General features: G+C 63.9%; 21 protein-coding genes and 1 riboswitch. Of the genes, 10 read left to right on the forward strand and 11 right to left on the reverse strand.

From position 1 onward, the window contains the following. Window positions 1-3: 3 nt before the first annotated feature. Window positions 4-765 carry an exodeoxyribonuclease III gene (gene xth / locus THI_RS08320; RefSeq protein ID WP_013105809.1) on the reverse strand — a complete coding sequence of 254 codons (762 nt, stop codon included), beginning with the start codon at window positions 763-765 and terminating at the stop codon, window positions 4-6. 124 nt (window positions 766-889) lie between these two features. On the opposite strand from xth, the gene THI_RS08325 reads away from it, so the two are divergent. Genes THI_RS08325 through THI_RS08335 form a run of 3 tightly spaced genes read left to right on the forward strand, consistent with a single transcriptional unit; the run spans window position 890 to window position 3,452 of the window. After that, window positions 890-1,777 (forward strand): metal ABC transporter solute-binding protein, Zn/Mn family, encoded by an 888-nt coding sequence (locus tag THI_RS08325; RefSeq protein WP_013105810.1) that lies wholly within the window; start codon window positions 890-892, stop codon window positions 1,775-1,777. Window positions 1,778-1,800: 23 nt separating this feature from the next. Beyond that, entirely contained in the window at window positions 1,801-2,646 is an 846-nt protein-coding gene (locus tag THI_RS08330; protein ID WP_013105811.1) for a metal ABC transporter ATP-binding protein, read from the forward strand. Then, window positions 2,643-3,452: a metal ABC transporter permease gene (locus tag THI_RS08335; RefSeq protein WP_013105812.1), complete on the forward strand. Its 810-nt coding sequence runs from the start codon at window positions 2,643-2,645 to the stop codon at window positions 3,450-3,452. Before THI_RS08330 ends, THI_RS08335 begins: the two co-directional genes overlap by 4 nt. 21 nt (window positions 3,453-3,473) lie before the next feature. Here THI_RS08335 and ilvD read toward each other — a convergent pair whose 3' ends face one another. After that, complete coding sequence (ilvD, locus tag THI_RS08340) at window positions 3,474-5,159, reverse strand: dihydroxy-acid dehydratase (RefSeq protein ID WP_013105813.1); 1,686 nt, start codon at window positions 5,157-5,159, stop codon at window positions 3,474-3,476. Between the two features lie 161 nt (window positions 5,160-5,320). Here ilvD and lgt point away from each other — a divergent pair, with 161 nt between their 5' ends. Beyond that, window positions 5,321-6,148 (forward strand): prolipoprotein diacylglyceryl transferase, encoded by an 828-nt coding sequence (lgt, locus tag THI_RS08345; protein ID WP_013105814.1) that lies wholly within the window; start codon window positions 5,321-5,323, stop codon window positions 6,146-6,148. Window positions 6,149-6,156: 8 nt separating this feature from the next. Here lgt and THI_RS08350 read toward each other — a convergent pair whose 3' ends face one another. From THI_RS08350 to THI_RS08360, 3 genes are all read right to left on the reverse strand, one after another. Further along, window positions 6,157-6,603 carry a PIN domain-containing protein gene (locus THI_RS08350; RefSeq protein WP_013105815.1) on the reverse strand — a complete coding sequence of 149 codons (447 nt, stop codon included), beginning with the start codon at window positions 6,601-6,603 and terminating at the stop codon, window positions 6,157-6,159. A 224-nt stretch (window positions 6,604-6,827) separates the two neighbouring features. Beyond that, window positions 6,828-7,160 carry a cell division protein ZapA gene (locus THI_RS08355; protein ID WP_013105816.1) on the reverse strand — a complete coding sequence of 111 codons (333 nt, stop codon included), beginning with the start codon at window positions 7,158-7,160 and terminating at the stop codon, window positions 6,828-6,830. Further along, on the reverse strand, window positions 7,157-7,399 hold the full coding sequence (locus THI_RS08360; protein ID WP_013105817.1) for a hypothetical protein: 243 nt from the start codon (window positions 7,397-7,399) through the stop codon (window positions 7,157-7,159). Before THI_RS08360 ends, THI_RS08355 begins: the two co-directional genes overlap by 4 nt. Before the next feature lie 55 nt (window positions 7,400-7,454). After that, a riboswitch (cobalamin riboswitch) is annotated at window positions 7,455-7,687 on the forward strand. A 211-nt stretch (window positions 7,688-7,898) separates the two neighbouring features. Here THI_RS08360 and THI_RS08365 point away from each other — a divergent pair. The 4 genes from THI_RS08365 to THI_RS08380 are packed head-to-tail and all read left to right on the forward strand — an operon-like array spanning window position 7,899 to window position 12,804. Further along, window positions 7,899-9,776, forward strand: coding sequence for a TonB-dependent receptor domain-containing protein (locus THI_RS08365; RefSeq protein ID WP_231836469.1), 1,878 nt, complete (start codon window positions 7,899-7,901; stop codon window positions 9,774-9,776). Window positions 9,777-9,797: 21 nt separating this feature from the next. Next, window positions 9,798-10,751: an iron chelate uptake ABC transporter family permease subunit gene (locus THI_RS08370; RefSeq protein ID WP_041609210.1), complete on the forward strand. Its 954-nt coding sequence runs from the start codon at window positions 9,798-9,800 to the stop codon at window positions 10,749-10,751. Next, window positions 10,748-11,509, forward strand: coding sequence for an ABC transporter ATP-binding protein (locus THI_RS08375; protein ID WP_013105820.1), 762 nt, complete (start codon window positions 10,748-10,750; stop codon window positions 11,507-11,509). The genes THI_RS08370 and THI_RS08375 overlap by 4 nt, the downstream gene beginning before the upstream one ends. A 44-nt stretch (window positions 11,510-11,553) precedes the next feature. Further along, on the forward strand, window positions 11,554-12,804 hold the full coding sequence (locus tag THI_RS08380) for an NAD-binding protein (protein ID WP_079668475.1): 1,251 nt from the start codon (window positions 11,554-11,556) through the stop codon (window positions 12,802-12,804). A 69-nt stretch (window positions 12,805-12,873) separates the two neighbouring features. On the opposite strand, the gene THI_RS08385 is transcribed toward THI_RS08380, so the two are convergent. The 6 genes from THI_RS08385 to THI_RS08415 all read right to left on the reverse strand — a co-directional run bounded on the left by THI_RS08385 (window position 12,874) and on the right by THI_RS08415 (window position 17,633). Continuing rightward, on the reverse strand, window positions 12,874-13,662 hold the full coding sequence (locus THI_RS08385) for a peptidylprolyl isomerase (RefSeq protein WP_013105822.1): 789 nt from the start codon (window positions 13,660-13,662) through the stop codon (window positions 12,874-12,876). Between the two features lie 52 nt (window positions 13,663-13,714). Next, window positions 13,715-14,011, reverse strand: a complete 297-nt coding sequence (locus THI_RS08390; protein WP_013105823.1) for a BolA family protein — start codon at window positions 14,009-14,011, stop codon at window positions 13,715-13,717. Beyond that, the gene (locus THI_RS08395) at window positions 14,011-14,553 is read right to left on the reverse strand and encodes a septation protein A (RefSeq protein ID WP_013105824.1); all 543 of its coding nucleotides are present in this window, start codon (window positions 14,551-14,553) and stop codon (window positions 14,011-14,013) included. Before THI_RS08395 ends, THI_RS08390 begins: the two co-directional genes overlap by 1 nt. Window positions 14,554-14,879: 326 nt before the next feature. Next, the gene (locus tag THI_RS08400) at window positions 14,880-16,262 is read right to left on the reverse strand and encodes an MBL fold metallo-hydrolase RNA specificity domain-containing protein (RefSeq protein WP_013105825.1); all 1,383 of its coding nucleotides are present in this window, start codon (window positions 16,260-16,262) and stop codon (window positions 14,880-14,882) included. Window positions 16,263-16,264: 2 nt separating this feature from the next. Beyond that, entirely contained in the window at window positions 16,265-17,224 is a 960-nt protein-coding gene (locus tag THI_RS08405; RefSeq protein ID WP_013104631.1) for an LOG family protein, read from the reverse strand. Between the two features lie 214 nt (window positions 17,225-17,438). After that, window positions 17,439-17,633 carry a YgaP family membrane protein gene (locus THI_RS08415; RefSeq protein ID WP_013105826.1) on the reverse strand — a complete coding sequence of 65 codons (195 nt, stop codon included), beginning with the start codon at window positions 17,631-17,633 and terminating at the stop codon, window positions 17,439-17,441. A gap of 177 nt (window positions 17,634-17,810) precedes the next feature. Between THI_RS08415 and THI_RS08420 the strand changes: the two genes are divergently transcribed. Continuing rightward, entirely contained in the window at window positions 17,811-18,827 is a 1,017-nt protein-coding gene (locus tag THI_RS08420) for a class I SAM-dependent methyltransferase (RefSeq protein ID WP_013105827.1), read from the forward strand. Between the two features lie 451 nt (window positions 18,828-19,278). Then, window positions 19,279-20,892, forward strand: a complete 1,614-nt coding sequence (locus THI_RS08425; RefSeq protein ID WP_013105828.1) for an OpgD/OpgG family glucan biosynthesis protein — start codon at window positions 19,279-19,281, stop codon at window positions 20,890-20,892. Window positions 20,893-20,932 lie beyond the last annotated feature (40 nt).

Here is a 20,932-nt window from a genome sequence, read left to right on the forward strand (position 1 = left end):
GGGTCACACGACGGCAATCACCGGCGCGTGATCGCTGGGGCGCTCGTTCTTGCGCGGCGCCTTGTCGATGACGCAGCTCTGCAGCGAATCGCGCAAGCCCTCGCTCACCAGAATGTGGTCGATGCGCAGGCCCTGATTTTTGCGGAAGGCCAGATTGCGGTAATCCCACCAGCTCCAGCTCTTGGGAGGCTGGTCAAAGGCGCGGAAAGCGTCGATCAGACCGAGCCCGAGCAGCGCCTTGAAATGCCCTCGCTCTTCGGGCGTGCAGTGAATCTGCCCGGCCCAGGCGACCGGATCAAACACATCACGATCTTCCGGGGCAATGTTGAAGTCGCCCATCAGCGCCACTTTCGCATAACGCTGCAGTTCCGCAGCGACCCATGCCTGCAGCGCATCGAGCCAGCGCATTTTGTAGGCGAACTTGTCGCTATCCGGAGCTTGCCCATTGGGAAAATAGGCGCCGATCACCCGCAGATCGCCAAACGTCGCGGCGATCACGCGGGCCTGCGCATCCTCGAAGCCGGGAATGCCGCGCTGCACCTCCGCCGCTTCGCGGCGACTGAGCAGGGCCACGCCGTTGTAGGTCGGCTGCCCGAGGCACACGCTGTGATAACCCGCGTTCAGCAACTCGGCATGCGGAAACCGATCGTCGGTCAGCTTGGTTTCCTGCAACGCCAGCACGTCGGGCGACTGGGCCTGCAACCAGTCGAGCACCTGCGGCAGGCGCACGGAGAGGGAGTTCACATTCCAGGTGGCAATTTTCATGGTCGTCGCTTTTTCAAACGTCCTATTCTGCCTGCGACGCACCAGCGGAAAACTTGCATCTGGATACATTCGCTTTATTTGAGATGTTATAAAGTAACTCCTGTTTTGTCCTCAGAGATTTCCCATGAAAGCCCGATCCTTCCTGCTTTACCTCGCTCTTTTGTCGCCGCTCTCGCAGCTGTTCGCCAGCGGCGCGCAGGCGGCGCCGATTTCCATCGTGGCGGCAGAAAGTACCTATGGCGTCATTGCGCAGGCCATCGGCGGCGATGAGGTGAAGGTGGACAGCATCATCAGCAATCCGAACGTCGATCCGCACAGCTTCGAGGCGACGCCGGCCGTAGCGCGCAAGGTGGCGAAGGCGCAGATCGCCATTCTCAACGGCATCGGCTACGACGAGTGGATGAGCAAAATGCTGGCCGCCAATCCCGCCCCGCAGCGGCAGGTGATCGTGGCCGCCGAACTCGACCCCGCGCTGATCATGGCCGATCGCAATCCGCATGTGTTCTACGATCCGCTGATCGCGCTCAAGGTGGCGGAAAAACTCACGCAACTGCTGCAGCGAGCCGATCCGGCGCATCGCCAAGTCTTTGCCGCGAATCTGCAGGGTTTCAAAGCGCAGTTGAGTCGGCTAAACGAAGCGCAGACCGCGCTGAAAAAGCAATATCCGCAGCTCAAAGTCACGGCCACGGAGCCGGTGGTCGGCTATCTGCTGCGGCAACTGGGTTGGATCAGTGTGGGTGAGAAATTTCAATTCGACGTGATGAACGACACCGAGCCCTCTCCCGCCGAAGTGGCGCGCTACGAAGACCGTCTGCGTCAGCACAAAGTGGCGCTGCTGCTCTACAACCGCCAGGTGACCGATCCGCTGACGGATCGCCTGCGCAGGGTCGCGCTGGATTCCGGGGTGCCGGTGGTGGGGGTGGATGAATTCGTGCCGCCCAAGACCGGCTATGTGCAGTGGCAACTGCAAACCCTCGCAGCGATCGAGCGTGCGCTGGGCAAATCGCATTGACCGTGTCGGCTCAACCTTCCGCGATGAACCTTCCGACCGAGTGGGCGGTGCAAGCACAGGGCCTGCGCTGCGCACTCGGGGGGCGCACCGTGCTCGAAGGACTGGATCTGCACATCCGCGCTGGGCAGTTTGTCGGCGTGTTCGGCGCCAACGGTGCGGGCAAAACCACCTTGCTGCGCGCCCTGCTGGGTTTGCAGCCGCTGGAGTCGGGGCGCTTGCGTTTGCTGGGGCAGGAGGGCGTTTCCGCGCGGGCTCGCATCGGCTATGTCTCGCAGCGCGACCCGGTGGGCGCCGACAGTTTTCTGCGGGTGCGCAGCTTTGTCGCCACGGCCTGGCAGGGCGAACGCTGGGGGCTGGGGCTCGGAGGTGCGCAGCAGTGTGCGCAGGCCGTCGATGCGGCGCTGAAGGCGATGGAAATGGGGTCGCTTGCCGAACGCGGCATGGACGCGCTCTCCGGCGGGCAGCGCCAGCGGGCGCGCATCGCCCAGGCGCTGGTCAACCCGGTGCGCATGTTGCTGCTGGATGAACCGCTCTCGAATCTCGACCCCCAGGCGCAGCAGCGCATTTTGCAAACGGCGCGCCGGTTGTGTACCGAGCAGGGCATGACGGTGTTGATGACCGCGCACGACATCAATCCGCTGCTGCCGCACATGGATCAGGTGCTCTACCTCGCGGGCGGCCGGGGGCGGCTAGGCACGGTGGATGAGGTGGTCAACGCACCGGCGCTCTCGGCGCTGTATGGTCTGCCAATGGCCGTAGCGCGCGAAGGCGGCTATCTGTTCATTCATCCCGCCGGTGGCTTCATGCCCGAAGAGGCCGCACATTGCGGGCACGATCACGGTCATGCCGGCGAAGGAGAGGGCGCGTGATCCTCGGTCTGGAATATGGCTTCATGCGGCATGCACTGCTGGCGGGCAGCGCGATTGCGGTGTTGAGCGCCGCCGTGGGCTATTTCATCACCTTGCGGCGGCAGGCGTTTGCCGCGCATGCGCTGTCGCATGTTGGCTTCACCGGCGCGGCGGGGGCCATTCTGCTGGGCCTGAGCCCTTATCTCGGCCTCTTTGCGTTTACGCTGACCAGCGGCGTTGCCCTGGCGCTAACGGGCGGGCGCATCCGCCAGCGCGACATTGGCATCGGCATGGTGCTCATGTTCGCCTTGGGGCTGGGCGTGCTGTTTCTCAATCTCTACACCGCCAACGCGCAGTCGGCGATGAGCATTCTGTTCGGCAGTATTGTGGGCATTACCGCGGAGCAGGCGGGTTTGTCGTTGCTGGTGTGTGTGGCCGGTCTGGCGGGGCTGGCCTTGCTGTATCGCCCGCTGTGCTTCGCCAGTTTCAACCCCGAAGGCGCTCAGGCGCGCGGGGTAAATACCCGCCTGCTCGACCTGCTGTTCATCTTGCTGGTGGCGGCCACGGTGGCGATTGCCGTGCCGGTGATCGGAGCCTTGCTGATTTTCGCTTTGCTCATCGGCCCCGCGGCCACGGCGCAGACCGTGAGCCGCAGCATCGCGGGCGGCGTCGGCCTGTCGATGGCGCTCGGGCTGGCGGTGACCTGGGGCGGGCTGGCGGCGGCGTATTACATCGGTTATCCGGCCAGCACCTGGATTGCCTCGCTGAGCTTTGGCCTGTATTTGCTCGGCCACGCCTGGCGCGCCTGGCAGGGCGGTTCGGGTTGAGGTGAGCGCGCCCCGGCTGCGTCAGCCCAGATCGGCATCGAGCACCGCGCCGCGATGCGAACTGCCGACCAGCGCCGCGAACTTGGCCATCACGCCGCGGGTGTAGCGTCTGGCGGGCGGCGTCCAGGCAGCGCGGCGGCGGGCGAGTTCTTCATCGCCGACGTGCAGGGTCAGGCTCAGGGAAGGCGCGTCGATGGTGATGCGGTCACCTTCCTGCACCAGGGCGATGGAGCCGCCCACCATGGCTTCGGGGGCGACGTGGCCGACGACCATGCCCCAGGTGCCGCCGGAGAACCGGCCGTCGGTGATAAGCCCAACCGACTCACCCAACCCCGCGCCCACAAGTGCCGACGTGGGCGCGAGCATCTCGGGCATGCCGGGGCCGCCCTTGGGCCCAAGGTAGCGCAGCACCATGATGTCGCCGGCCTTGATCTTGCCGGCCAGAATGGCTTCGAGCGCGCTTTGCTCGTCGTCGAACACGCGCGCGGGGCCGGTCATGCTGGGTTTTTTCAGCCCGGTGATCTTGGCCACGCAGCCGTCTTCGGCCAGATTGCCCTTGAGGATGGCCAGGTGGCCGTGGGCGTACATCGGCTTGTCGATGGGGCGAATCACGTCTTGCTCCGCGCTGGGCTGGGCGGGAACGTCCCTGAGATTCTCGGCCACAGTCTTGCCGTTGATGGTGATGCAGTCGCCATGCAGTACACCGGCTTCAAGCAGAATTTTCATCACTTGCGGAATGCCGCCAGCGCGGTGCAGATCGGTGGCGACATATCGGCCCGAGGGCTTCATGTCGCAGAGCACTGGGGTGCGCTTGCGAATCACCTCGAAGTCTTCGATGGCAAACGGCACTTCGGCGGCATGCGCAATGGCCAGCAGATGCAGCACCGCGTTGGTCGAGCCGCCCGTGGCCATGACCACGGCAGCAGCGTTTTCCAGCGCCTTGCGGGTGACGATGTCGCGCGGCTTCAGCCCGGCGCGCACCGCGGCGAGCAGCGCCTGGCCAGAATCGCGCGCGGACTGCACTTTTTCCTCATGCACATTCGCCATGGTGGACGAGTAAGGCAGCGACATGCCCATGGCCTCGATGGCGCTGGACATGGTGTTGGCGGTGTACATGCCGCCGCAGGAGCCGCTGGTGGGCACAGAGCACTGCTCGATGGCGTCGAAATCGGCATCGCTCATACGCCCGGCGGCGTGTTCGCCCACGGCCTCGAAGACCGAGACGATGTTCAGATCCTTGCCCTTGTAATGGCCCGGCAGAATGGTGCCGCCATAGACGAAAATACCCGGCACATTGCAGCGCAGCATACCGATCATGGCGCCGGGCATGTTTTTGTCGCAGCCGCCCACGGTGACCACGCCGTCCATCCACTGGCCCTGCACGCAGGTCTCGACGCAGTCGGCAATGACTTCGCGCGACACCAGCGAGTACTTCATGCCCTCGGTGCCCATGGACATGCCGTCGGCAATGGTCGGCGTGCCGAACATCTGCGGATTGCCGCCAGCGGCGCGCACGCCCTCGATGGCGGCGTCGGCCAGGCGCTGCAGGCCGGAGTTGCACGGGGTGATGGTGGAGTGCGCGTTGGCAATGCCGATCATCGGATTGCTGAAGTCCGACTTCTTGTAGCCCATGGCATAGAACATGGAGCGATTGGGCGCACGCGATGCGCCCACGGTGATGTTTTCGGAACGCAGTTTCTGGGGCATGGCAGGCAGTGGGAGCGGGTCGACAATAACGTCATTGTCGTGCGGCAAGCGGCGGCGCGCACCGTCATGGAAGCGGCGCAGTAGTATCCAAAGGTAAATATTGGTTTGCCCGCGCGCCGCTTGAAAGGATTGCTCAAGGCAAGCCCGTACACTTCACGCCCATGCTGATCCACCCCGACTTCAATCCCATCGCCCTGCAACTTGGCCCAATCAAGGTGCATTGGTACGGCATCATGTACCTGCTGGGCTTCATCACTTTTTGGCTGCTGGCGCAAAAGCGCCTCAAAGACCAGCCTTATGCGCGCCAAGGCTGGACCTCGCGCGATATTGAAGACTTGCTGTTTGCCGGTGTGTTGGGCGTGATTCTGGGGGGGCGCACCGGCTACGTGCTGTTCTATCAGCCGGACTATTACTTCTCTCATCCGGCGCAGATCGTCGCGGTGTGGGACGGCGGCATGTCCTTCCACGGCGGGCTGCTCGGCGTGATGGTGGCGGCCTACTGGTTTGCGCGCACCCGGCGCTATTCGTGGCTGCAGATCATGGACTTTGTCGCTCCGCTCATTCCGCCGGGCCTGGCGTTCGGGCGCATCGGCAACTTCATCAACGGCGAGTTGTGGGGACGGCCAGCGCCCGCTTGGTGGCCGGGGGCGATGATCTACCCCAAGTCCGGCAGCATGGTGCCGCGCTTTCCCTCCGAGCTCTACGAAATGTTCCTCGAAGGCATTGTGTTGTTCGTGGTGCTGTGGTGGCTGTCGCGCAAAGAGCGGCCGCGCGGTTTCATTGCCGGGTGCTTCGCGCTCGGCTATGGGCTGGCGCGTTTCACCGATGAATTTTTCCGCCAGCCCGATGCGTTTCTCGGCTATCTCTGGTTTCACCTCACCATGGGGCAGTTGCTGTCGATCCCGCTGATCATTCTGGGCAGCGGCATGATCTGGTGGTCGCTGCGGCGCAAAAACCGTCTGCTGGCGCTGGGGCAGTCGGCTTCTTGACATCGGTTTCAGCCTGGCGCCGACGCGCTCTCGGGCGGGCCGATGTGCAGGCCGAGCGGCCTGGCGCGCCGCGCCAATTGCAGCACTGCGCGGTCGCGGCTCAACAGGTTTGCTGCATGCTGCGCCAAGGCAAGGTCGAGAAACATTTGGTCGTCAGGATCGGCACACACCAAGCAGTGCTGCGTGGGCGGTGTGGCGCAGCACTGCCCCCAACGCGCAAAACAATCGGCCAACTTATCGGCTGATGCCTGGGGGTCGAACCGCCTGGCCAGCGCCGGATAGTGCACCACGCGCAAGGCCTCGACCTGCATGGCGGCACAGTAAATCCAGCGCACGCTGCCGCGCTGTATGGCCTCGGCCCAAGGACGCACGCGCGGGTCGTCGAACAGCGCCCAGTCGAGCAGCACCTGGGTGTCGAGAACGCACAGGGCAGGGCGAAGCAAAGGGGAGGTCATGCGGGGGAGGTGTCTGCCGGAACCTGATTGAGCGTTGATCCCTGAACCCTACTGGGACAGGTGGGCAAGGTCACTGCGCTTTGGGGACGTCTGCGCGAGACGTCACGCGCACACACAGAATTTCCAAGCCCGAGGCACAAATTTATCGGTTCAGGAAATGCCGACCCAACCAAACCCGACAGACGAGACTGATTGTAGGGCGATGAATCGCGGCCGGGGAAGAATCAGAGCAATTTGCCCTCGGCGCCCAGGGCATCGTCGAGCTGACGGGTGAGTTGGGCCACGGCCTGCGCATCTTCTTCAAACGCCAGCGACGCCTGCGCCGAAGCGCCTGCGGCCTTGTTCGCATTGCGCGACTCGATCAGGCTGTGCGCCAGATTGAGCGCGGCAAGCACGGCGATCCGCTCGCGGGCGCGCACCTTGCCCATATCGCGAATGGCGCACATCTCGGTGTCCACTTCGCGCACGGCGGCCAGCAGCGCGGCTTGCTCGTCGGCGGGGCAGGCCAGGGTGTAGATCTGGCCCATGATGTTCACATCCAGCGTGGTCGTGCTCATGCGTGTGGGTCGGGCTCGCCCGAAATGGAAGGGGTCTGATCCAGCCGTGCCAGCAATCGGTCGATGCGCTGGGTGGCATCGTGCAGGCGCTGACGCATCTGGTCGCGCTCGGCTTCGAGCGATTGCACCCGCTCGGCCAGCAAGGCGTTGGTGCGCAGCAACTCGTTGTGACGCAGCAGCAGCCGCTCAACGCGCGATTGCAACTGAGCGATGGCGGGGGAGGGCTGTCGTTCGTCCATGCGAGGCATTCTAAAGTCGGCCACCCGAGAGTCGGCAAAACGACGCTGTCGCCCGGCTAAGATGACGGTTGTTGGTGCTCGCGCGGTGGTTCACGCTGCGCAGTTAAACGGGAAACAGGAAGAGCCATGCCCCCGGCAGATGCTCCGGCCTGTGCTGCCCCCGCAACGGTCAGCGACCGAAGGCGCAAGCCTTCCGTTCGGACAAGCTCTCCACTGAATTTTCGGATTTGGGAAGGAGGTTCGGATCGCGTCGCCAGCCCGGATACCGGCCAACGACGAGAAGACGCGCAGCTTCGGGGCGAAGGGGCGCATCAAGGCCAGCCGGGTGCGCGCAGCGCAGCGCCTGCGAAGGTTGAGATGCGCTCTGGGCCCTGCCGCGGCGCACTTCAGCCGCGCCAGCCGTGCGGGGGAACACGGCAGCGCTCATTCATCCGGAAATTCAGTCATGTCTCAGCAGTTCCCTTCAAACGGCGTTGCTCCAGCCTCGTCTGGGCCTCGCGTGGTCCACTCATCTCAACCGATTTTCTTTCGCACCGCGCTGGCCGCGGCCATCAGTCTGGTCGGGCTGAACGCGCAGGCGCAGACCGCTCCGGCCGACGCCACCACGCTGCCGCCGGTGGTGGTGTCGGCCACGGGCTACCCGCAGCCGCTGGCCGATGCCTTGCCGGGCGTCAGCGTGATCACCCGCGAGCAGATCGAGCAAAGCGGTGCGCAAAACCTCACGACCTTGCTGCAGGTGGCTGGCGTGCAGGTGACGAGCAACGGTGGCCCTGGGCAGTCGGGCAATGTGTATGTGCGCGGTTTTGGCGGGCCGGATGTACTGGTGCTGCTCGACGGCGTGCCCATGAACGCACAAGACGCCACGGGCGTCGCGTATCTCAACAACTTCACCACCGATCAGATTCAGCGCATCGAGATCATCCGCGGCAATGTGTCGGCCATCTACGGCTCGGGCGCGATCGGCGGAGTGGTGCTGATCACCACACGCGCGGGCAGCAAAAAGCCGCAGGCCTCGATCTCGGTCACCGCGGGCAGCCGCAATACGGCCACCGTGTCGGCCAATGCCAGCGGACAGGTCGGCAACACGGCCTTGCAGGCAGGGGTCAGCCGTTATACGACGCAGGGTGTCAGTGCAATCAACCCCGCCCAGCTCAGCAATGCCAACCCGAACAACAACGGCTACGGCAACACGACGATGAACGGCTCGATCGTGCAGACCCTGGCACCGGGGCAGTCGCTGGGCCTGCGCGCATTCAGTAGCAAGGGCCGCGCCAGCTACGACAGCTATGGCGCCTACGCCAGTCCGACCGATACCAATCTCAGCAGCACCTCGCAGGACCTGTATCAACTGTTCAGCGACAACCAATTGACCGCCGCTTGGAAGTCTCATCTGAGCGTCTCGCAGCAGAGCACCACCAACACGACCGAGAACTTCAGCGCCTACCCCTACAGCGGTACTTATCGCACCCGGGTTCAGCAACTGCTGTGGCGCAATGTGGTGCAACTCGGCAGCGGCTGGACGGCCACGGGTGGGCTGGAATGGCAGAGCCAGGGCATCAGTTCGATCACCGGTTCGATTCCCTCCAGGGATCGCCAAGCCAAGGCGGCCTTCGTCGGACTGGACGGCAGCGTCAACGGCAACGAGTTTCAATTGAATCTGCGCCATGACGCGATTGACGGCTACTCGGGCCAGAACACCGGCTATTTCGGCTACGGACGAGAACTGGGCAGCGGTTTCAAAGCGATTGCCAGCTATTCCACCGCTTTCAATGCGGCGCCGCTGGGCTATCTGTACGCGCCTTACTACGGCAACGCCAATCTGAAGGCGGAGAAGGCGCACTCTGTCGAGGCCGGTTTGCAGTGGTCACAAGGGGCGAACGTGCTGCGGGCCACGCTGTTCCAGACCAAGGCGACCGACCAGTGGCAGTATGACTTCACGACCAGCACCTTCCAGAACATCGCCAGCAGCCGCACGCGGGGGTTGGAGTTGACCGGGCGCGGCGCGTGGAAGGGCTGGGCGTATGACGCCAACCTCACGCTGCAACAACCCGTGAATACCAGTCTGCCCGGCGACCCGACGCTGCAGCGCCGCGCCCGCAGTCTGGCCAATGTCTCGGTCAACCACGAGCTCGCCTCAGTGCTTTATGGCGCTGCGGTGCATTACAGCGGCCCCCGTTGGGATAATGGTTCGACCGGCCGGGTCACGCTAGGGAGCTACACCACGGTCGACCTCACCGCCAGCGGCGCGGTGTCGAAAGACTGGAGCTGGAATGCGCGGGTGCAGAACCTGTTCAACAAGAAGTATCAGACGGTTTACGGCTACAACCGCGAACCGCTGGGCGTGTTCGTCGGTCTGACCTGGCGGCCCGCGTTCTGAGAGGGCGTGAACAAATCCGCCATGCGCTTTGAACGCTCAGTAAGCCCCGGTGCACGCAGTTTGTCGCTGTGGCGCTGGGGCTTGCCGCTGCTGCTCGCCGCGGTCGTCGCGGTGGCGCTGTCGGTCGGGGAGGGTGGCTGGAATGCGGACATCGTCTGGCAGTTGCGCCTGCCGCGGGTGCTGGCCGGCATGGGGGTGGGCGCGTTGCTGGCGCAGGCGGGGCTGGCCATGCAGATTCTGCTGCGCAATCCGCTGGCCGATCCCTATGTGCTCGGGGCATCCGGCGGCGCAGGCTTGGGTGCCATCGTGGCGCTGCTGCTGGGCGCGGCCTTGTGGCTGGGCAGCGTGATCGGGGCGGGCGCGGCGCTGCTTGCGCTGCTGCTCATGGGGCGACGCATCATGGCGAGCCGCGATGATGAAGCCTCGGCCCAGCTCATTCTGATTGGCGCCATGTTGGCCGCAATGGCCGGGGCGCTGTCCACCCTGCTGCTGACCCTGGTGCCCGATCAACAATTGCGCGGGGCGATGTTCTGGCTGGTGGGTAATCTTTCGGGGGCCACGCATGGCCTGTGGCTGTGCGGGCTGGCTTTGTTGGGCGCCGTGTGGCTGCTGTGGCGTCAGCGCCGCTATGACCGGCTGTTGCTCGGCAGCGAGGCCGCGTGGCTGCTCGGCGAGCCGGTGACGCGGGCGCGGTTGGAACTCGTGCTCTTGGCCGCTTTGGCCACAGGCGCTTCGGTGGCGGTGGCCGGGGCGGTGGCGTTTGTCGGGCTGGTCGTGCCGCAGGCCTTGCGGCTGGTCGGTCTGCAGCGCATGCGCGATCAGGCCTGGGCCGCTCCCCTGGCCGGGGCGGCTCTGGTCGTGGCCGCCGACACGCTGGCTCGCGGGGTCGTCATGCCCTATGAGCTGCCGGTCGGTGCGGTCACGGCACTGGTTGGCGCGCCCGTGTTCATTCTTATGTTGCGGCGGGCGCGATGAAGTCGGACGCCTGGCTGCAGGTCGATGCGCTCGATGTCGTGGCCGCAGCGCATCAGCCGGCCTTGGCCCGCAATCTGTCGTTTCGCCTGCAGCCGGGACAGCGGCTGGGGCTGATTGGTCGCAATGGCGCGGGCAAGTCCACCTTGCTGCGTCAACTGGCCGGGCTACTTCCTTTGCATGGCGAGCGCGCCGCGGTTCAGCTGGCCGGGCAGCCCTTGTCTGAACTGGGCCCGGAGCGTCTGGCAGCGCTGCGCACCCTCATGCCAGCCCAGCCGCGCGACCGCTTCAACCTGTCGGCGCTCGCCCTGCTCGAACTCTCGCAGCCGGAACCAGACGGGCCCTCCGCCCATGAGGCACTGCGCCGGGTGGATGCCTGGGCGCTGCGTGATCGCCCGGTGCTCGACCTGTCCGCCGGTGAGCGGCAAAGGGTGAGCCTGGCGCAGGCGCTGGTGCAAGGCGCAACCCTGCTGCTGCTCGACGAGCCGGTGGCGTTTCAAGATCCTGGGCATCAGTCTCTCGTGGGTACGGTGCTGTCCAACCTGAGCGACCGCGTGGTGGTGTTCTGTGCGCACGATGTGAACTGGGTCGCGCGTTGCGCCACTCATGTGCTGGGCCTCGGCTTGCAGCAGCAGGCGCAAGGCTGGTTCTTCGACACCTGCGAGGCTGCTCTGCAAGCCGAGCGGCTGCATCATCTGTACGACTGCCGCTGGACGCAGTTGCGCGACGCCAACGGTCTCAGCGCCTGGGTGGCCCTGTAGCGCTCGATTCAAGGCTGCGGCTGCGAATCGCCGATACTTACGCCATGGCAACAACGATCTCGCACCCGGATACCCCCAAACCCCCGCTGCCTAGGGCCAGCCGCTGGCGTGTGCTCAAGGCCAAGGTGAGCACGGCGACGCGGCGGCTGCTGAGCAAGCTGGGGCAAAACGGGCCACAGTGGCTGATCGCCTTTCTGGCGCTGGCAACAGGCGTGGTGCAGATCAGCCCGCAATTCGTGCAGATGCGCCAAGCCGTGCTCGACATCCTGGCGCAGGGCGCCGACGGCATCTCAGGTCTGGCCGATCTGGCCGCGTTTCCGCATGTGATCATTGGCATCGGGCTCATTCTCATGGTGCCGGGGTTGCTGCTGCGGGCACGGGTGGCCTGGGTGCTCGGGGTGCTGCTCAGCGCCCTGTCGGCCGGGCTGGCACTGTGGGCCGCTCATGGTGGAATCAACGCCACCGTTGCGCTCTCGGGCCTGTTGCTGCTGGCGCTGCTGCTTTACACCAGCCGCTTTGCCCGCAGCAGCCTGGCCGCCAGCTCACTATTTGCCCTGCTGGGCGTGGGCAGCTTGCTGATCTACGGCACGCTGGGCAGCCTGTGGTTCGGCGCGGGATACACGCCGCCGATTCACAGCCTGCCCACGGCGTTTTATTACACCATCGAGACCATGTCCACGGTCGGCTATGGCGACATCGTGCCGCACACAGTGCAGGCGCGAATGTTCACCGTATCGATGATCGTGATGGGCATTTCGGTGTTTGCCACCACGCTGTCGGTCGTGATCGGGCCGCTGATCGGGGGCAGTCTCAAACGGACTCTGGAGGGAAAAATGCAACGCGAACAGCGCAAGAACCATTACGTCATCATCGGCGCGTCGAGCCTGGCTTATGCCATGTGGAAGGAGCTGAGCAGCCGGGGCGTGCCGGTCACCATCATCGCTCCCAGCGGCCACCCCTCGCCGTTTCCCGAAACCGCCGACGTTATCACCGCCGACGCCACGCGCAGCGAAACGCTCGAACTCGCCGGTGTGCCCAAGGCCAAGGCCGTGCTCACCCTGCGCGACGACGATGCCGAAAACGCCTTCGCCGTGCTCGCGGTGAAGGAATTGGCCCCGGGCGTGAAGACCATCGCCGGGGTCAACGACGTGCGGCACGTCAACAAAATCCGGCGGGTGCAACCCGACGTGCTGTTCGCCCCGCAGCTCCTCGGCAGCCAGTTGCTCGCGCGCGATCTGTTCGACGAGCCCATCGACAACAGCACCGTTCACAAACTGTTGTTTCCAGAGACTTGAGGCATGAGCTGAACAAGCCATGAAAAACGCCCGCAGATGCGGGCGTTTTGTTGCAGGGCCGAAGCCGGATCACTCGGTAATCTTGGCTTTGGCGCGCAGTTCGTCCTGATACTTGGTGACTTCCTGGCGCTGCAGTTCGGCCTGGATTTGCGGCTTGAGTTGATCGAGCGTCGGGGCCTTGGCCGGGCGGGTGGCGTCGAGCTTGATCACATGCCAGCCGAACTGGCTCTGCACCGGCGTCTGGGTGTACTGGCCGGGCTTGAGGGCTTCAAGCGCCTTGGCGAACGGCGGCACATAGTTGTTGGGGGTGGACCAACCCAGATCGCCGCCATTGGCTGCGCTGCCGGTGTCCTTGGAGTATTTCTTCGCCAGCTCGGAGAACTTGGCGCCCTTTTTCAGCTGGGCGATGATGTCCTGAGCTTCTTTTTCGCTCGGCACCAGGATGTGCTGCGCCTTGTATTCGGTGGAGCCGAAGCTCTTGACGAATTTGTCGTATTCGGCCTTGATCTGGGCATCGGTGATGGGATGCTTTTGCAGATAGGCGTTGAACAGCGCGCGGATGAGGATGTTCTGACGCGCGATGCGAATCTCGTCTTGCACTGCGGTTTCTTTGTCCAGGCCGAGCTTGTCGGCTTCCTGCACCATCACTTCACGGCTGATCAGCTCGTTTTTCACCATCTCTTTGAGTTGGGGCGTGACGGCCTGGCCCTGTTGCTTGGCCATGCTGTTGGCGACGGAGTCGGCCAGGGACTGCGGAATGGGTTTGCCATTCACAGTGGCGATGTTCTGTGCCCAGACGGGGGCGGCAAACGCGCAGCTCAATGCGGCAACGGCCAGAATGCGGGAGAGTTTCAACATGAAGTCATCCAGAAGGGGAGGGAACAAACGACCAGGGCGCACGGTCAAGTTTTCAGTGTGCGCTGACCTCGGGAGGGTCTCCGGGGGCCTGGCAATCGAGCACCAACGCATGAATCTCATGGTGCATCATCGAAGCCAAGGCATCATACACGAGGCGGTGTCGCGCGAGACGCGAGGCGCCAGCGAAACGCGCGCTGACGATGCGCACGCGGAAATGGCTGCCCATCGCATCGAATCCGCCATGCCCGGCGTGAGCGGCAGAGTCGTCGGTCACCTGCAGTGTTTCGGGCTTGAACGCCTGCTGCAACAGGGCCTCGATGCGATCTCGGCGGGAAATCGGCCCGGACATCAAGCGTTCTCGTCCAGCTTCATATGTTTGGCCAGCAGCAGCGACTGCCCGAGCACGAACACCAGCGTCAGCGCCAGACTACCGAACAGCTTGAAGTCCACCCAGAGGTTGGTGGAGAAGTTGTAGGCGATCACGATGTTGAGCACGCCCATCAGCGCGAAAAAAACCACCCACGACCAGTTGACGCGGTTCCAGATCGGATCGGGGAGTTGCATCTGCTTGCCCATGAGGGCGCGCATCAGGTTCTTGCCCTGAAACACTTGCGTCCCGGCGAGGATAAGGGCAAACAGCCAGTACAGCACGGTGGGTTTCCACTTGATGAAGGTGTCGTTGTGGAACAGCAAGGTCGCGCCGCCGAAGACGACGACCACGGCCAGACTCATCCACAGCATCGGCTCGACCTTACGGTGCTTGAACCAGACCCAGCCAATTTGCGCAAAGGTCGCGGCGATGGTCACCGCCGTGGCGGCGTAAATGCCCGCCACCTTGAATACGATGAAAAACAGGATGATGGGGAAGAAATCAAAAATCAGTTTAGGCATATGAAAAATAAAAAATAGATTTTTTGGGCCGCAGAAAATTGCCTCAAAGATTGAATGGGTTGCTGGCGCCGGCGGAATAGCAATTGGTCGATGGTATCGGCTTACCGAAGGTACTCCTACCTGCGTCCCTACACCTGGCGGTGGCCGCTCCCATCATCTGGTTAGCGGGATTGTTGCCCGCGGTCCGGGTCATGAGGCGTTCTCCATGTCAGCCTGGACCGGTAGTTTGCGGGCGGATGCGGCGATCTCGGCCCCCGCCCCGGCAAAGCGGCTGTCTTGTTCAGCGATGAGCACATGGCAGTTTTCAAGTTCGTGGTAAAGCGGGATCAGAGATCGATCACATCGCCTTGTTTCGGGCGTTGTACCCGGGTGTTTTTGAGCAGCGCGGCAAACACGTCCATGCTGTCCGGATCGCCGTGAACCAGGATGGTCTGCTCGGGTTTGAGTGCTTGCTGCCAGGCGAGCAGTTCGCGCTGATCGGCGTGTGCCGAGAAACCGTTGATGGTGTAGAGCCGCGCGTGCACCGGAATCTCTTCACCAAACAGCTTGACCTTCTTGGCGCCATCGATCAGCAGCCGCGCGAGGGTGCCGCGCGCGGCGTATCCGACAAACACCACACTCGACTCGTGCCGCCCCAGGTTGTGACGCAGGTGATGCCGCACCCGCCCGCCGGTGGCCATGCCCGAGCCGGCCATGATGACCGCGCCGCCCACCAGACGGTTGAGGGCGATGGAATCGGCGGCTTCGCGGGTGAAGCGCAGCCCCGGCAAGGAAAACGGGTCGCTGCCTGCGCGAAACAAAGCGTCAATGGCGTTGCCGTAGCACTCGGGGTGGTGGCGAAAGATTTCGGTGGCGGAAATCGCCATCGGGGAATCGAGAAAGACCGGCAAGGTGCGAGGCAGTTTGCCCGCCTCGAGGCCTTCGCGCAGGTAAAAGAGAATCTCCTGCGCGCGCTCGAGTGCAAATGTCGGAATGACGACATTTCCCCCGCGCTTGAGGGTCTCGCTGATGGCCGCGAATAACTCGGCGATCGAGGGCTCGATGGGTTTGTGCAAACGGTCGCCGTAGGTCGTCTCCATCACCACCGAGTCGGCGCGGGGCGGCAGTTGCGGGTCGCGCAGCACGGCGTGGCCGCCATTGCCCAGGTCGCCAGAAAAAATCACCGAGCGGTGCGCCCCCGATGCGGTCTGTTCAATGCGGATGCTGGCTGAGCCCAGAATGTGTCCGGCATCGAAAAAGGTGGCGCTCAGGCCCGGTGCGAGCTCCAGCGTCTGCCCATAGACCGCGGTGCGGCCGAAAAACTCCAGGGCATTGAGCGCATCGAGCGTGGTGTAGAGCGGCTGTGCCTGGGCGTCGCCGCGACGGTGGGCGTGACGCGTGTTGCGCTCGGCCTCCTCTTCCTGCAGATGGGCGGCGTCGAGTAGCACCACACGGGTGAGTTCACGCGTGGCTGCCGTGGTGATGATCTCGCCGCGAAACCCGCGCTTGACCAACAGCGGAATGCGGCCGCAGTGATCGAGGTGCGCATGGGTGAGCAGCAACAGGTCGATCGACTTGGGGTCGAAGCCGAAGTCCTCGGCGTTTTCCTCGTCGAGTTCATGGCTGCCCTGGAACATGCCGCAGTCGATGAGCACTCGTTTGCCCTGCGCATGCAGCAGATGGCAGGAGCCGGTGACATTGCGATCGGCGCCGTGGAAGGAGAGTTTCATGGTTATTGTCCTTGTGGTGACTCGGTTGCGGAGCCTTCCAGCGGCGAGCCGTTGCGGGCATGCCAGGTGCAAATGCCCTCCCAGGCCTCCCGCGCGTCTTCGGCAAACCAGAACAGCCGGGCATCTTCTTCGTCGATGCTGCCGGCTTCGAGCAGAAAGTCGACGTTGAACACGCCGCGCCAGTACGACTCGCCGATCAGCACGATGGGAATGGGGGCGGATTTGCGGGTCTGGATCAGCGTGAGTGCGCCGAACAGTTCATCGAGTGTGCCGAAGCCGCCCGGCAGCGCGACGATGGCTGCGGCGCGCTGCATGAAGTGCAGCTTGCGCAGCGCGAAGTAATGAAACTGAAAACACAGCCCCGGCGTCAGGTAGGGGTTGGGGTATTGCTCGCGCGGCAGGGAGATGTTCAAACCCAGGGTTTCAGCCCCTGCCTCGAACGCGCCGCGATTGGCTGCCTCCATGCCGCCAGGGCCGCCGCCGGTCATCACCGCGAGCCCTGGAATCCGTGCCGCGCCGATCATCTGGCCGAGTTCGAAGCCGATTTGGTAATAGCGCGACAGCGCCATGCGGCGCTCGGCCAGACGCAGCGCCCGGGCGACGGCTGCGTCGTGCGGTTGCTCGGCAGCCTGATGCCGGGCTTGTTCGAACTCGCTTCGCGCCGTCTGCGGCTCGCGCAGCCGCGTGCTGCCGAAGACCACGATGGTGCGAGTGATGCCGTGCGCCTGCAACGCCTGCTCGGCTTTCTCATAGTCGAGCTGCAATCGCAGGCCGCGGTGCGCGTCGGTATGGAGAAAGGCCACATCGCGGTCGGCCTCGACATACGATGGATGCTCCATGATGGCGCGCAGCCGGGCCTGCGCCTGTGCCTCTTCTTCGACCGGTTTGGGACGTTCCCAAGGCAGCGGTTGGGTACGCTTCGTTCGATGGGGCGGTTGCGGGATGCGGGTTGAATCACTCATCGCTGGGCCACCTCGGCGCTGGGCTTGTCATCGGCCTGCTTGATGCGGCGCACGAAGGCAGCATCAGAATGACGTTGCTCAGCCCCATCTCCTCGCGCACCTGTTTCATCGCCAGACACTTCAGGTCAAAACCCTCGGCATGGGCCAGGTCTTCACCGAGGATGCGACGCAACTGTGATGCTTCGCGGGGTGAGCTGAGAAGCAGCCCCGCAACTCACTTCTTGCGCATCGGGCAGGTGCGAATGCCGAGCACCATGTAGAGCGGACAAATGCCCACCGCCCCCGCGACCAAAGGCACAACGCCAATCCAGCCCCAGAGTCCAATCACATGGGTCAGCGTCAGGGCGATAAGCACCAGACCCACTATCACGCGCAAAGCGCGATCCAAGGTTCCTTCATTGACTGACATGAGTGTGTTTCTCCAGTTGTGTTCAGCGATTACGCCAAACTGATCGACTTTGACTCTAGCAGCATCCTGATACATCAGGGCTTATCGGAAATCCGTACGCTGTGCATGCATGCTGGAGCATGCTGCAGAGCATGACAGGTATTGCGCCCCGACTTTTTCATCACTCCACGTTTTCCCATGACTGTAGACGACCTCAAAACCCAATTTCGCCAGCAATCCCAGGCCGCGCTTAGCCTGAACATCGCTTACATCGGCGTCGTCAATGGCCTCTTCAGCACGCTGCATCGCCTGGGCACGGCGTCTGCCGCCACCTTGGCCGATGCGGCCGGGCTGGATTCTGCCTATGTGCTGCGCTGGTGCGACGCCGCCTACGCCTTCGGTTATCTGGAGTCGCAGGGCGACGTCTTCCGTCTTACGACGACAGGCGAAGCCATGCGCCCCGATGCGCCGGGCACGCTTATGCCGATGGCCGTGCAATCCGTCCTGTCGGCGCACATGGCCGAGCGCGCGGCAGGACTGATGCGCACTGGGGAACGCCCGGGCGAGCAGGTTTTGGCCGAGCGCGACACCGTGTTGCCCTGGTTCGGGCCGATGCTAGAGGCGAATTTCGCCTCGATGTTCGAACAAACGATTTGTCCGGCAGTACCCGCTTTCGCCGATGTGGACGCCCGCGGAGGTCTTGCCGTCGACCTGGGCTGCGGCAATGGCTGGTATTTGCGTGCACTGGCGCGGCGTTGTGGCAAGCTGCGGGGGTTGGGCATCGACGGTTTCCAGGAGAACATCGCCCAAGCCGAAGACATTGCGCGGCAGCAGGGCTTGGCCGACAGGCTGCGTTTCATCCAGGGTGACATCCACGCGCTCACGCTGGAAGAACCTGCCGACCTGATTGCGATGAACCGCGCCCTGCATCATGTATGGGAGAAAGACACCCACACGCTGTTCACCTGGCTGCACGGCAATCTCAAGCCGGGCGGTTATGTGGTGATCTGGGAACCGGCCTGGCCGGCAGACCGCACCGCCCTGCGCGAACCCAGCCGTAAGGGGTTGGCGTTTCAGAATCTCAGCGAACATGTGCAGGGCAACCATTTTCTGCGGCCGGACGAAATCCAGGCGGCTTTTGCCCAGGCGGGTCTGCAGTCGCAGGTGCACCTCTTCGCACAGGGCAACGAGGCCGTGATCGTCGCACAGAGATAAAGCCGTAGCGAACCTGCGGCGTTGATCCTTTGCTCGCCGGCCCAGCCGCGAGGGCTCTCAAGTTGAACGGTTGGTGCGAGCCGCGGCCAATGCTCGCCTCGGCCGAGATGAGGACGTCGGCGCGGCGGTTTTGTGCGTCAGCAAGCACGTCGGCACGCCTGGCCTGTGCTGATCGGGCTGATTGGGGCCGCTGATCCTGGAGTTTGCTCCGCATGACATCGGCTGGCCGTTGCCGGTGATCCGCGGTATGGCATTCTCGGCGCCGCTTACCATGTTCACAAGTCGCATCGCCCCGGCGCACTGGCTGCGGCGGCTTCGGTTGCTGCTGACCCCGGAAGAGACCGATCCGCCAGCAAGCTCGCCGTACTGCAGACCCCGCCCCTGAAGGGCGCCATCGCTGCACACCGATGGCGCAGGCCGATCCCCTGGCGCAAGAACTGAGGACACATTGATGCATCGACGCGATTTTCTGCGCGGCAGTGCGGCGAATTTCGCCGCGCTGGCGCCCTGGCCAATGGAATTCAAGCAACAAAAGCGGTCGCCACCGGCGCCGGCGCGCGGCATCGCGCACTTCGGAGATCCGCAGCAGTTCTCCTTCGACTGGTTGAAGGGGCTGGCGCAAGCGAAGTCGCTCACCGCTTACAGCGAACCGGTCGCGCCGCTGCCGGCTGCGGTGCAGAAGCTCTCCTGGGACCAGTGGCAGTCGATCCGCTACCGTCCCGAGCGCACGCTGTGGTGTGAGGACGATCTCTTCTTTCGCATCCGCTTCGATCACCTCGGCTACACCATGAAGCGCTCGGTGCGCATGTACGCCGTGGAGCGCAATACCGCGCGCCAGATCCTGTTCGATCCGACACTGTTCGACTACAGCCGCTCGGGGCTGAAGCCGGGTGAGATTCCTAAGCAATTGGGCTTTTCCGGATTCAACGTGCTGTTTCACACCAACTGGGAGGACGACCGGGCGGTGTTCCAGGGTGCCTCCTACTTCCGCGCCGTCGACGCCAGTGGCCAGTACGGCATGTCACAGCGTGGACTGGCGATCGACACAGGCATGGCCCGGCCGGAGGAATTCCCTGACTTCGTCGCCTTCTACCTGCAGAAGCCCGCACCCGAATCGACGCTGCTCACCGTGTATGCCCTGCTCGACTCCCCGAGCGTCACCGGCGCTTATCGTTTCATCATCGATGTGGCGAGCACCCTGGTGATGGACGTGGACTTCACGCTCTACCCGCGCCGTCGGATCGAGCGGCTGGGCATCGCGCCGGGCACCAGCATGTATCTGGTCGGGGAGAACGACCACCGCGTGGCCGACGACTGGCGCCCGCAGATCCACGACTCGGACGGCCTGCAGATGCACACCGGCGTCGGAGAGTGGATCTGGCGGCCGCTTACCAACCCGGCGCATCTTCAGGTCAATTCCTACCTCGACGACAATCCGCGCGGTTTCGGCCTGATGCAGCGCGACCATAACTTCGCCGACTACCAGGACGACGGGGTCTGGTACGACCGGCGGCCGAGTTGCTGGGTCGCCCCGAAGGGCGCCTGGGGCAAGGGCGCGGTCATGCTGGTGGAAATCCCCACCATCGATGAGACGATGGACAACATCGTGGCGTTCTGGAATCCGGCCGAGGAAATCGTTCCAGGCCGCGACTACAGCTACGGCTACCGCCTGTACTGGTGCCGCGAGAATCCCTTCGCATCCCGACTCGGACACGTCCAAGCGACCCGCGACGGCATCGGCGGAATCGTCGGTCAGAAGCGCAGTGAGTTCTCCTGGCGCTTCGTGATCGATTTCGTCGGCGGTGATCTGCCGATGCTGGTCGCCAGCGACAAAGTCCGCGCCGTGGTCAGCACCTCGCAGGGCCAGGTACAACTCGTGTCGGCCCGCCCGTTGCTGCCCCTCAAGGGCTGGCGCGCGATGTTCGACCTGGTGCCCGGTGAGGCCGTAGAGCCGATCAACCTCAGGCTGTTCCTGCAGCTCGACGGCCAGGCGCTCACCGAAACTTGGATCTACCAATACACGCCGCCGCCGCTCGCCGTGCAGCGCAGTTACGTCCAGACCTGACCATGGCGCCGCGGGGGCCTGACGCGCAGCGGCTGGTCTG

Origin of the sequence: Thiomonas arsenitoxydans (assembly GCF_000253115.1) — a bacterium.
Lineage (GTDB): Bacteria > Pseudomonadota > Gammaproteobacteria > Burkholderiales > Burkholderiaceae_C > Thiomonas > Thiomonas arsenitoxydans.